A 12633-nucleotide genomic window follows, 5' to 3' on the forward strand; every position below is an offset into this window, starting at 1 on the left:
TTGGAACACTGCGAGAAGCCATGGAGCATGTCTTGACTTTAGCGTCCTAGCTAACCTGGCGGTTGCTATAATAAAGATTAGAGTTTGTTTTAATTCCTGATTTTGTAATACCAAGGTTGAATTAGAACTATTGGTTGTTTTAGGTAAAAAAGATACTCATTTATAGAATTCATAACGCCATACAGCAACCAATTTTTGGGTTAGGAAAATTTTTCTCTCTTCCCTGTTTACTGTTTCCTGTTCCCTTTACATAACCTTACTGCTATTAATTCACCTGCGTCGAGGAAATTGGTAATGATCCCCAGTATGACAGATTCAGCTGTTAAAGCAGCGATGAAAGCTATTACCGAAACTTCAGCAACCACATCAGAAAAAATTGAGATGCTGATTGAGATCGCACAGGGGGTTCTTAAAAAGCCCAAAACTGCTAATGATGTATGGAATGCAGTTGCACTGTACGATAAAGCTGATGAACTATGTCAAGGGGAACATCCTCTTCTAAAAGCTCGAGCTAAACTAGGTAAAGCCAATGCTTTAAGGACAATTCCAGATAATGGAACACAATTACTTTTACAAGCTAAAACCAATTACCAAGAGGCTTTACCAGTTTTACAAGAGTTAGCTTCACCCCCAGAATTAGCAGAAGCACAAATGAATTTGGGTTTGGTATTGCAATCACTTATACCGTTTAAATTAGCTCAATTTACGGAATGCATCCAAATTTATCAACAAGCTTTGCGAGTCTTTACCTATCAAGAGTACCCCCAGGAATACGCTATTTTGCATAATAATATTGCGATCGCATATCTTTCTATGTCTACAGGTTCGCAACAACAATATTTATATGAAGGTTTAGCGGTACAGTCATTTGAAACTGCATTGAAGCACATTAACCTGATCGAACACCCGAAAGAATATGCAATGTTGCAAAATAATCTGGGTAATGCACTGCAATATTTACCATCTTCCCATCCCTTCAAGAATAATTTGCGGGCTGTTACCGCTTATGACGAGGCGCTAAAAATACGTAACGCTCAAGATACACCTTTAGAATATGCAAATACAATTGCGAATAAAGCTAATGCTCTAATTAACTTACCAGATAATCCAGAAAAACCGGAATCAGGAAATAGTAGAAATCTCCAAGAAGCAATTAATTATTATCAACAAGCATTTGAGATTTTTATTAAAAATAAACAAGATGAACAGGCACAAGTTGTCAGTCAAGCATTACAAGAATTGGAAGCCGGGAATGAGTAATAAGTAATAAGTAATGAGTAATGTTGACGTAGGTGAGGCGCGTTAGCATTCGCCGCTCGCGGCGCGGTCTAGCGGGACACGTAAGTGTACACAGCGCACAGTAACGGGTAACGGGTAATGGGTAATTGGTAATTGGTGATAAAGAAATTAAATAAATATTAATTCTATATAGTGTTTTAGTTTTTCTTTGTGTAACTCCTAGAAGTAAATATCTTTATTCTGTAGTTGCTATTCAAAAGGAGAAAAAATATGTCTGAAATTTTGGCTAACCCAACAGTACAAGAATTAGTGACGAATTTAGCCGCTGGTGAAATCAATTTAACTACAGGATTAGTGTGGTTAATATTGGCAGCACTTGTATCTTTAACTGGTGGTGCTATTGGGGGAATGATTTTAGCCGGAAAAGATTTGGGCTATAAGTTCTCCGCTATTCTTGGTGGAATATTTGGTACTGCTAGCGTAATTCCCGCAACACTTGTAGGTTTATTTGTTCTCAATTTCTTAGCTGATTTATAGGAGGATTTATGTTAGAGATTGGCTGGTTTTCTACCAAGTTATTTTTTAAAGGCAAAATGCTAAGAGATCCAATCTACTTTTTCCAACAGATTGGAATTGGTTTTAGTATTTCCCTGTTATTACTAATGTGGTTGTCCCAAACTTCAATTCCTTTTTGGGGTACAATCGCAATATCTAGTTTCATTCCTGGGAGCATGATGCCATTCTTACTTAAGGATTTCAAAATTAAGTAATTATTAGGTATTGGGGATTATGGATTGGGAATTGAATATTACACATCAAACAAATAGTTCTTTCCAGGTCTCAAACATTTTCTACGGGTAACTCATTACCTTTCCCGATTCAAAAGCACGGGTTTTCTCTTCTTCCCAAAATATCTCTTATGAATTTTTATCATACCGAACAAAAATGAATGATACTGAATTGGAACCTGCAAGCATTGATGAATTGGTAAAGGAAATCAATCGCTTTGAAACTATTATTTCTGAATGGGATGAAAGCCAACGGTGTGTGGTAGTTGGTATACAAAGGGCTATTGAAGACTTGCATAAAGAAGCATTGACACGATTGATTAAGAATATCAAACAAGAATCAATGCCAGTTTTACGTCAAGCTGTTGAAGATGAGGTTGTCTACGGAGTGTTGCTATACCACGGACTAGTTAAATCTCCCTTACAGCTACGGGTTCAAACAGCTCTTGATCAAGTTCGACCGCGCCTACAAAGCCATTATGGTGATGTAGAATTGGTTTCAATCAAATTACCAGATACAGTGGAAGTCAGATTGACTGGAACTTGTAGTCATTGTTCTGCCTCTGAGTTAACCCTATCCCAACTTGTTGAAGAATCTATTCAAGACCACTGTCCTGAAATCAAACAGGTTATTGCAGTTCGATAAAGAAACGACTTAAATCTCATTCTCCCTCCATAACAAGATTTAAGTTTTAAGGTTTTTTACTGTTCCTCCTTAAAAGGAGGATTTTCAACCCTCAAGAATTTCACAGTTAATTTAGACAGTTAATTTAGCTCGTTGATTTATTTCCTATGTCCGATTCCCCATGTTCTATACCTATTTCCCATACCCCTCTAATGTCACCTAAAGGTGCGGCAGTTATTTTAGGACATAGTATTAAGCCAGGGGAATTAGCTATTCCGATCGCACCAAGCAAAATAAATATGTTTGGACCTCGAGGAGCTTGTTTAATATCGGAAAATGGTCCTTTGTGGGTTGCAGATACAGGACATCATCGCCTATTGGGATGGCGAAATATTCCGGCTACCGATTATCAACCGGCTGATTGGGTAATCGGACAACCAGATTTTTGCCATGAGGGACAAAATGCTAAAGGTATAGCAGGAAAAACAACTTTTAGTGTTCCCACAGGTATATGTAAATTTGGAGAAGGTTTAGCAGTCGCCGATGCTTGGAATCATAGAGTTTTGATTTGGAGAACCTTACCAGAAGATAATAATGTTCCAGCTGATCTAGTTTTAGGTCAAGCTAATTTTACTGATAACCAGGCTAACCGAGGTCAAAAAGATGCTGCCGCCAATACCTTAAATTGGTGTTATGGTGTTTTTTCCATTCACAATAAATTGTTTGTTGCCGACACTGGGAATCGACGAGTATTAATTTGGCATCAGTTACCGGAAGAAAACGGTCAATCTGCAGACTTAGTCTTAGGACAACCTGATATGATTTCTCACAATGAGAATGGTGGTGATCGCCCTTCAGCATCAAGTATGCGCTGGTGTCATGACATTACCTTATGGGGAGAGCATCTGGTTGTAACTGATGCAGGCAATAATCGCGTTATGATCTGGGAAGGAATACCAACAGCAAACAATACTCCTTGCAAAGTAGTTTTGGGACAAAAAAACTTTATTTCTGTAGAAATGAATCAAGGGGTTTATTTTCCTAATGCTAGTAGTTTAAGTATGCCCTATGGAGTTGCTGTAATTCAGAATCAAACTCAAAGTCAAACTCAAAATAAAAACCAAGATTGGTTATTAGTTGCAGATACGGCAAATTCTCGATTATTAGCTTGGAAAAAACCCTCGTTGATAGAATCTTTGCAGGGAAAAGCAGCTGATATTGCGATCGGACAAAACAACTTTCAAAGCAAAGGAGAAAACCGAGATTATGGATTACCAACTAGAAATAGTCTTAATTGGTCATACGGAATTAGTACATGTGGTAACAAGACAGTAATCAGCGATTCAGGCAACAACCGCATTTTAATATATTCCCCTCTTTCTTTTCTCTAAAGAGGATGTATTGGGAAGACCACGGACGACATACTTGAGCACCTAAAATAAGTGCAAATTAATTAGCAGCTTCGGTTATGTACTGCTTTAATTTTTTTGTCCGTGCTTGTGTAGTTTCTCCTAAACAACCATAATAAATAGTAGGAGCCAGTGTACCTCCCTCAACCGAACTTCTTTCAAAATCACAGCTAGTATCGCGAAATCTTATCCATACCTGCTGTGCTGCGACCAGTTTTTTGCGTCTTGATTCCTGTAATTTTGGTAGCAACTCTTGATAGGCTTGATTCAATTTTTTATCGTCTTCCTTATAAGATATTTGAGCGCATTGATTCATTTGTTGCTGATTTAAATTTCCAGCATCATCGCAGTTAAGTCCTTGAGCTATAACTGTTTCTTTTACTGGCGTTAATTCTGATGTTTCTTTTGTTTTTGATACTTGTGATGCTTGAGGTATTTCTGAGGTTTTCTCTAGCTTAGTAGTAGTTTTTGCAACGCAACCTACAGATACAATGCATATTAAAACGGGTAATATTCGGCGCATAGAATCATCCCATAATCTTGCACTAATAAGATAAAAGCATAAAAAATAACCATATGTTTGAAAAATTTACATTGCTTATTGGCTTTGATTAACACATTAAGAATATTGAAATTAATACTGAGATATTAAAAGTAATTAATGTTTTATGATGCGAGATGTTAATACTCAAGGGACACAATAGCCTCACTGCGGCACTTTAGCACCTATAGCAACCAACAATGAATAAAATAAACATATTACTCTTGTTCCCTTTTCGTTGTTAAGCAAGATATGATGTCCTAACCTATACACTGACTCCTATGTTACTGAATTGACATTTGTTTATAATGCTTAAACCTTTTGTAAATACTTAAACTTATGCGCTTCACATCCTACACAATTAATCAAAATAAAATATGCCTATAGAAGAAATTAGAATTTGCGGTACAGTCCAAGGAGTAGGTTTTCGTCCTACTGTCTATCGTCTTGCTAAAGCTTGCGAATTAAAAGGAAATATTTGCAATGATGGTGAAGGGGTTTTAATTCAAGCATCTGGTAGTAAAACATCTATAGAAAAATTTATCCATAGGTTGTACGCAGAATGTCCGCCATTAGCAAAAATTGATCGACTCAAACGAACTCCCTATCAAGGAAAATTTGACTATGATGATTTTGTCATTTCTGACAGCATCACTACAAAAGTCAAAACAGAAATAGCTCCCGATGCAGCAACTTGTCCCCAATGTCAAAAAGAAGTCTTCGATCCACTCAGCCGTTACTATCGTTATCCTTTTACCAACTGTACTAATTGTGGTCCGCGTCTGAGTATTATTCGTGCTATACCCTATGACCGTGACAACACGAGCATGGCAGCCTTTTCTATGTGTCCGCAATGTAAGCAAGAATATAACGACGTGACAAACCGTCGCTTTCACGCCCAACCTGTTGCTTGTTATACTTGTGGTCCTCAAGTCTGGTTGGAGCGTGCTGATGGTAAACCCATTACAGCAGCGATGTTTTCAATGGTAGATGACATTGATGCTGTTTGTAGCCTGTTGCAGAAAGGTGAAATAGTAGCAATTAAAGGTTTAAGTGGATTTCATATAGCTTGTGATGCGACCAATGAAGCCGTAGTGCAAAAACTACGCGATCGCAAACGACGCGTTCGTAAGCCTTTTGCTTTAATGGCAAGAGATATAAAAATAATTGAAAAATACTGTATTCTCAATCCAAAAGAACGAGAATTACTTGAAAGTCCTGCAGCACCCATTGTGTTATTGGGGATTAGGGAATGGGGATTGGGGAATGGAAATCGGGAAATTAGTAGTCAAGAAAAGTTTCCTGCGATCGCTAAATCCGTCGCACCGGGTCAAAACACTTTGGGTTTTATGTTACCTTATACGCCCTTACATCACTTAATATTGCGACGGATGGAGCGTCCAATTGTTTTAACTAGCGGTAATATTTCTGATGAGCCACAATGTATTGATAATAATGAAGCAAAAACCAAATTAAATAAAATTGCTGATTATTTTATCTTCCATAACCGAGATATTCTCAATCGCGTAGATGACTCAGTTGTTCGAGTGGTTAACGATAACTCAAAGGGAAATACACAAAGTAAAAGACTTTTAACTCTGCGTCGGGCTAGGGGATATGCACCAGCACCCCTTAATTTACCACCTGGATTTAAAAAAGTAGCGCCAATTCTCGGTATGGGTGGAGAGTTAAAAAATACTTTTTGTTTATTACAAAATGGACGAGCAGTTTTATCCCAATATTTAGGCGATTTAGAAAATGCTGCCACATTTCAAGCCTATCAAGAAGCATTACATTTATATTTGAATCTATTCGAACATCACCCCAAGATCATAGCTATAGACAAACACCCAGAATATCTTTCCAGTAAACTGGGAAAAGAACTCGCGAATGCGAATCAAATAAAGTTAGAAAATATCCAACACCATCACGCTCATATTGCTGCTTGTATGGCAGAAAATAATATCCCTTTAAATACTTCTCCGATTTTAGGTATTGCTTTAGATGGCTTAGGTTACGGCGAGGATGAAACTATTTGGGGTGGAGAATTTTTATTAGTAGATTACCGCCAATTTACCCGCCTTGCAACCTTTAAACCTATAGCAATGATTGGTGGAGAAAAAGCTATTTATCAACCTTGGCGTAATACCTATGCTCATTTAATATCTGATTTCAATTGGCAAGAATTAGAACAAAAATATAGCAACTTAGAAATTATCAATTTCCTAGAATCAAAACCACTATTCTTGCTGAATCAATTACAACAAAAACAAATTAATTCTCCCCTCGCCTCATCAGTAGGACGCTTATTTGATGCGGTCGCAGCAGCTATCGGTATTTGCCCAGAAGAATGTAGCTATGAAGGACAAGCTGCTATAGAAATGGAAGCATTAATTAACAATAAAAATTTAGAGAATTGTGAAAAAAATCAAACTTATCCTTTCCAAATCAAAAACTTAGATAAAATTTACTATATGGACCCACATCCCATGTGGAAAGCCTTACTAAATGATCTCCAATTTCATGTAGGTCAACAAATAATTGCGACAAAATTTCATTTAAGTTTAGCGAACGCTATTACACGAATCGTTGATTTACTCCGCCAAAAATATCCTATAGATCGAGTTGCACTCACAGGAGGAGTATTTCAAAACAAAACTTTGTTACAACAAACAACCAGATATCTCAGTTCCTTAGGAATAAAAATATTAACTCATAGTTTGATTCCACCAAATGATAGTAACTTGTCTTTAGGACAAATAGTAATTGCAGCAGCAAGAAATGTTAAAGAAAAAAGTTAACGGGGAACAGAAAAATGTGCTTAGGAATTCCCGGTCAAATTATAGAAATTAATGACACCAACGATAAATTAGCAACTGTCAGCATCGGTGGAGTCAAACGCCAAATTAACATTGCTTGCATCGTAGATGAAGAACATCCTCCTCAATCCTGTGTTGGGGAATGGGTGTTAGTTCATGTTGGTTTTGCTATGAATCGTATTAACGAAAAAGAAGCAGCAGAAACATTAGAGCTATTAGAAGAAATGGCGGAATTGATGGTTGATTATTGAAGAGGTAATTGGTAATTGGTAATAAGTAATAAGTAATAAGTAATGAGTGATGAGTGATGAGTGATGAATTAATTTTTCTGACTCCTGACTTCTGACTCCTGACTTCTGACTTCTGACTTCTGACTCCTGACTTCTGACTTCTGACTTCTGACTTCTGACTCCTGACTTCTGACTTCTGACTTCTGACTCCTGACTCCTGACTTCTAACTCCTGACTCCTGACTTCTAACTCCTGACTTCTAATAAATATGAAATATGTTGATGAATTTCGCGACAATTATAAATGTGAAGCCTTATTGTGGCAAATAGGAAAACTATCTCACATGATAGGTAGACCCCTAAAAATTATGGAAGTCTGTGGGGGTCACACTCATTCGATTTTTAAATATGGAATTGAGGAGATTTTACCAAATACAATTGAATTAATTCACGGTCCTGGTTGTCCGGTATGTGTAATGCCGAAAGGTAGATTAGATGATGTTATTTCTATTGCTGAAAATTCTAATGTTATCTTAACAACTTTTGGCGATGCCATGCGAGTGCCTGGTTCTAAAAATAGTTTGCTACAAGCGAGAGCGAAGGGTGCAGATATTCGTATGGTTTACTCACCCTTAGATTGTCTGCAAATTGCTAAAGATAATCCCGATAAAGAAGTAGTATTTTTCTGCATTGGTTTTGAAACTACTGCTCCTAGTACTGCTTTAACTATTTTGCAAGCAGCAGCGGAACATATTCCAAATTTTAGTATGTTTTGCAATCACGTACTTGTGATTCCTGCTCTAAAAGCATTACTAAATAACCCTGACTTACAGCTCGATGGTTTTATTGGACCCGGTCATGTGAGTATGGTTATAGGAACTCAACCGTATGAATTTATTCCCCAGAAATATCACAAGCCAGTTGTAGTTTCCGGTTTTGAACCTGTAGATATTCTCCAGTCAATTTGGATGTTGTTGTGGCAATTTTTAGAAAAACGTTGTGAGGTTGAAAACCAATATAACCGTCTAGTAACAGAAACTGGAAATCATCAAGCTTTAGAAGCAATTAATCGAGTATTTGAAGTTCGAGAAACTTTTGAATGGCGAGGTTTAGGTGAAATACCTCATTCTGGGTTAAAAATTCGTTCCGAATACGATCAATTCGACGCCGAACAAAAATTTACTATTCCCTATTTTACAGTTGCTGACCATAAAGCTTGTCAATGTGGGGAAATCCTTAAGGGAGTATTAAAACCTTGGGAGTGTAAAGTTTTTGGAACTGCTTGCACTCCAGAAAACCCAATTGGTGCTTGTATGGTTTCTTCCGAAGGTGCTTGTGCAGCTTATTACAAATATGGGCGATTATCTCAAATTCGTAATGCTGATCGCTCCATTCCGGAAAAATTAATCAAATAAAATAAATTTAAGTTAAAAAAATCGCTGAAAAATCTTCCTACTTATCTTAATAAGAACTATTATTTGAGGATTTATTATGCCATTTGTTACAGTTCAAATTGCTAAAGGTCACTCCATTGAAAAGAAGCGAGAATTAGCAAAAGCAATTACTGACACTTTGGTTGCGACTATGGGTACAAAGCCTGAATGGGTAACCGTTCACATTGATGAGTTTGAACGAGATAATTGGGCTGTTGGCGGTACGCTCCACTCGGATAAACACAAAGGTAGACACCTTGAAAAAGGTGTTTAATTGGAAAAGGTGTTTAGAACTAATCAAAATATTAACTGTAAAATATTTTAAATTTGAGGTGCATTAGTTTTTAAATTAATGTACCTTGAAAACCTAAAATTATAGCAAATGCAATTACGGGCTGCTAACTTAAAAGATATTGAATTTATTCTTAAGCAAGAAAACCGAGATGAATTCATTAACTTTGTTTTTTAATGGACCAAGGAAGAATATACACGAAACTTAAATCATCCTGACAAGCAATATTTCATCATTGAAAATAGTTCTGCCGAAACAAAAGGTTATGCTATTATATCTGGTTTAACATCTTCTAATAGTTTTATTGAATTAACTCGAATTATTATTACTGAGCCAGGAAAAGGATATGGGAAAAAAGCATTAATACTCATACTAAAAAAATATTTGAAGAGCACAAAGCCCATAGCTTATATTTGGACATAATTGAAACAACCAGCGTGCTATAAATATTTATCAATCTCTTGGTTTTAAGGAAGAAGGAATATTACGGGAATCTGTAAAGTGAGAGAATTAATATGATTCATTAGTACTGTTCTCAATGCTAGGAAATGAATATTTTCTAATTTACAAATGATTAAAATAAGTCATAAGTTGTAAGCGGTCAAAATCAAAGTCATTAAAAAAACAAATTAATCCTATTAAGTAGTTTTACTCTGTATTTAAGAACAGGAAATTAATATGAAAATAACTTCACATAATGCATCACATAATTCGTTATTTCAAAATATAGAAAGAGTCCGCCGTCGCCGAGGTAAAGTACGCGAGCGTAACATCACCCTCGCACATGGTAGTGGTGGGAAAGCCATGCAAGATTTAATTGATGATATTTTTGTTGATACTTTTGATAATCCGATTCTTTCCCAGTTAGAAGACCAAGCAAGTTTTAATATCGCAAGTTTAATGGAACATGGGGATAAACTGGCTCTTACCACTGATTCCTATGTTGTAGATCCTTTATTTTTTCCTGGCTCTGATATTGGGGAGTTAGCTATTAATGGAACTGTTAACGATTTAGCTGTTAGTGGTGCTAAACCCTTATATCTTACTTGCAGCGTTATTTTAGAAGAAGGATTTTCTGTAGAAACTTTACGACGTGTCGCCACAAGTATGAAAAGTGCGGCAAAAAAAGCAGGCGTTCAAATAGTTACTGGTGATACTAAAGTTGTCCACCGTGGTGCGGCAGATAAACTATTTATCAATACCACCGGAATCGGCATAATTCGCCCTGATGTTTGTATCTCTGCCAACAATATTCAACCTGGAGATGCGGTAATTATTAATGGTGAACTAGGGAATCATGGTGCTGCTATTTTAATTGCCCGTGGGGAGTTAGCTCTAGAAACTGATATTGAAAGTGACTGTCAACCACTACATGATTTAGTCAAAACAATCCTTGATATTTGTCCTGAAGTTCGTGCAATGCGGGATGCTACTCGGGGTGGTTTAGCAACGGTTGTAAACGAATTTGCTCTGAGTTCTAATGTGGGAATTCGCTTAAAGGAAGAATGTATTCCCGTATGTGAAGAAGTCAAAGGTGTTTGCGAAATTCTTGGTTTAGACCCCTTATATCTTGCAAATGAAGGTAAATTAGTAGTCGTCGTCGGATCTAAAAATGCCGAAACTGTTTTAGCTGCAATGCACTCCCACCCCTTCGGGAAAAATGCTCGGATTATTGGCGAAGTCATTTCCTCACCGACCGGTGTAGTCCTATTAAAAACTAGTTTCGGTAGCGATCGCATACTGGATATGCTTGTTGGCGAGCAACTACCGAGAATTTGTTAATTGTTAATTGTTAATTGTTAATTGTTAATTGTTAATAGGTAATTGGTAATGGGTAATGAGTAATGAGAATTACTTAATAATTACCAGTCACCAATCTCCAATCCTTGGTCCCTAATACCCATATGCCGCAAGGCGGCGGGCGGGCTATCCCCAGTCGCTAATCGCTAATCCCTAATAATGCACGAACTTGGAATCACTAAAAACATTGTGGCTATTGTCACAGAACACGCTCAAGGAAAGAAAGTAAATCGCGTGTTATTAGAAATTGGTCAACTTTCAGCAATTATGCCTGAATCTGTACGATTTTGCTTTGATGTGGTGTCTCAAGGTACTGTTTTAGCCTCAGCTAAACTGGAGATTTTAGAAACTCCCGGTGTAGGACACTGTTGTGAATGTGGAGCGGAATTTACTTTAGAGCAATATGTTTTTAGATGTAATTGTGGAAGCTCAAAAATAGACGTAGTTGCCGGTGAAGAATTAAAAATTAAAGAAATAGAAGTGGAGGAAATATGTGTGTAACTTGTGGCTGTTCTGATAATGGAAATACAAAAATAACCGATCTCCACAAAGGTGAAGTAGAGACAATTCATTCTCATACTTTAAGTGATGGTACAGTCATTACCCATTCTCACAGCCACGAGTACCATGCCAAACCAGCTTCAGAAATTCATGCTCAGCAGCATGGTACAACTATATCTTTAGAAAAAAATATTCTGGCTAAGAATAATTCAATTGCAGCCCAAAATCGCAGATGGCTCAATCACAGAGGTATCCTAGCATTAAACTTAATGAGTTCTCCTGGTGCGGGGAAAACTACCCTTTTAACTCGTACTATTAATGATTTAAAACAACATTTGAGTATTAGTGTGATTGAAGGGGATCAAGAAACCTTCAATGATGCAAAAAAAATTCAAGAAACTGGTTGTCCTGTAATACAAGTCAATACGGGAACAGGTTGCCATCTAGATGCGACAATGATACAGAAGGGTTTGCAAAAACTCCAACCGCCCAATAATTCCTTAGTGGCGATCGAAAATGTAGGAAATTTAGTTTGTCCTGCTTTATTTGATTTAGGAGAGAACTTCAAAGTTACCATACTTTCTGTAACTGAAGGAGAAGACAAACCAATCAAATATCCCCATATTTTTCGTAGCAGCCAAGTTATGATTGTTACGAAAATTGACTTAATCCCATATCTACAATTTAACCTGGAAAGTTGTATAGAATACGCACGTCAAATCAACCCACAAATTAAAATATTTCAGTTGTCAGCATATACTGGCAATGGTTTAGAAAGTTGGTATAATTGGATTGTTAAAAATGCTACTAATAAACGTTCAGCTTAAAACTTAAAAAATTGAAAACTTGAAAAATTGAAAACTTGAATTTTTAATTCAAGTCAAATTATATGTAAATGCGATTGGAATTTAATTAATGATTTCATCGCAAATTATTTTTGCTCTGTAATATATTTCA

Annotated in this window: 14 protein-coding genes; 12 read left to right on the top strand and 2 right to left on the bottom strand. The window is 36.7% G+C overall.

Annotated elements, in window-relative coordinates; genetic code table 11:
• Positions 1-294 precede the first annotated feature (294 nt).
• The 5 genes from BC008_RS39530 to BC008_RS39550 all read left to right on the top strand — a co-directional run bounded on the left by BC008_RS39530 (position 295) and on the right by BC008_RS39550 (position 4043).
• The gene (locus BC008_RS39530; RefSeq protein WP_027845897.1) at positions 295-1260 is read left to right on the top strand and encodes a tetratricopeptide repeat protein; all 966 of its coding nucleotides are present in this window, start codon (positions 295-297) and stop codon (positions 1258-1260) included.
• Positions 1261-1509: 249 nt separating this feature from the next.
• Positions 1510-1776 carry a hypothetical protein gene (locus tag BC008_RS39535; RefSeq protein WP_027845898.1) on the top strand — a complete coding sequence of 89 codons (267 nt, stop codon included), beginning with the start codon at positions 1510-1512 and terminating at the stop codon, positions 1774-1776.
• Positions 1777-1784: 8 nt separating this feature from the next.
• The gene (locus BC008_RS51890) at positions 1785-2009 is read left to right on the top strand and encodes a hypothetical protein (protein ID WP_027845899.1); all 225 of its coding nucleotides are present in this window, start codon (positions 1785-1787) and stop codon (positions 2007-2009) included.
• A gap of 175 nt (positions 2010-2184) precedes the next feature.
• Entirely contained in the window at positions 2185-2673 is a 489-nt protein-coding gene (locus BC008_RS39545; protein WP_027845900.1) for a NifU family protein, read from the top strand.
• Between the two features lie 146 nt (positions 2674-2819).
• Positions 2820-4043 (top strand): NHL repeat-containing protein, encoded by a 1224-nt coding sequence (locus tag BC008_RS39550; protein ID WP_058184586.1) that lies wholly within the window; start codon positions 2820-2822, stop codon positions 4041-4043.
• 58 nt (positions 4044-4101) lie between these two features.
• Here BC008_RS39550 and BC008_RS39555 read toward each other — a convergent pair whose 3' ends face one another.
• On the bottom strand, positions 4102-4584 hold the full coding sequence (locus tag BC008_RS39555; protein ID WP_036267712.1) for a lysozyme inhibitor LprI family protein: 483 nt from the start codon (positions 4582-4584) through the stop codon (positions 4102-4104).
• Between the two features lie 395 nt (positions 4585-4979).
• Here BC008_RS39555 and hypF point away from each other — a divergent pair, with 395 nt between their 5' ends.
• Both hypF and BC008_RS39565 read left to right on the top strand, forming a co-directional pair.
• Positions 4980-7403: a carbamoyltransferase HypF gene (gene hypF / locus BC008_RS39560; protein ID WP_027845903.1), complete on the top strand. Its 2424-nt coding sequence runs from the start codon at positions 4980-4982 to the stop codon at positions 7401-7403.
• Positions 7404-7417: 14 nt separating this feature from the next.
• Complete coding sequence (locus tag BC008_RS39565; RefSeq protein WP_027845904.1) at positions 7418-7672, top strand: HypC/HybG/HupF family hydrogenase formation chaperone; 255 nt, start codon at positions 7418-7420, stop codon at positions 7670-7672.
• Here BC008_RS39565 and BC008_RS50910 read toward each other — a convergent pair.
• Positions 7637-7948 carry a hypothetical protein gene (locus BC008_RS50910; RefSeq protein ID WP_153009739.1) on the bottom strand — a complete coding sequence of 104 codons (312 nt, stop codon included), beginning with the start codon at positions 7946-7948 and terminating at the stop codon, positions 7637-7639. The genes BC008_RS39565 and BC008_RS50910 overlap by 36 nt on opposite strands.
• Between BC008_RS50910 and hypD the strand changes: the two genes are divergently transcribed.
• From hypD to hypB, 5 genes are all read left to right on the top strand, one after another.
• Complete coding sequence (hypD, locus tag BC008_RS39570; RefSeq protein ID WP_036267181.1) at positions 7920-9065, top strand: hydrogenase formation protein HypD; 1146 nt, start codon at positions 7920-7922, stop codon at positions 9063-9065. The two genes, BC008_RS50910 and hypD, sit on opposite strands and share 29 nt — an antisense overlap.
• Positions 9066-9141: 76 nt before the next feature.
• Positions 9142-9357 carry a tautomerase family protein gene (locus BC008_RS39575; protein WP_027845274.1) on the top strand — a complete coding sequence of 72 codons (216 nt, stop codon included), beginning with the start codon at positions 9142-9144 and terminating at the stop codon, positions 9355-9357.
• Positions 9358-10053: 696 nt separating this feature from the next.
• Positions 10054-11157, top strand: coding sequence for a hydrogenase expression/formation protein HypE (hypE, locus tag BC008_RS39580; protein WP_027845273.1), 1104 nt, complete (start codon positions 10054-10056; stop codon positions 11155-11157).
• A gap of 177 nt (positions 11158-11334) precedes the next feature.
• A complete protein-coding gene (gene hypA / locus BC008_RS39585) occupies positions 11335-11676 on the top strand; it encodes a hydrogenase maturation nickel metallochaperone HypA (RefSeq protein WP_027845272.1) in 342 nt (113 codons plus the stop codon).
• A complete protein-coding gene (hypB, locus tag BC008_RS39590) occupies positions 11667-12503 on the top strand; it encodes a hydrogenase nickel incorporation protein HypB (RefSeq protein ID WP_027845271.1) in 837 nt (278 codons plus the stop codon). The genes hypA and hypB overlap by 10 nt, the downstream gene beginning before the upstream one ends.
• The last annotated feature ends 130 nt before the right edge of the window (positions 12504-12633 follow it).

This window comes from Mastigocoleus testarum BC008, from assembly GCF_001456025.1.
GTDB lineage: Bacteria > Cyanobacteriota > Cyanobacteriia > Cyanobacteriales > Nostocaceae > Mastigocoleus > Mastigocoleus testarum.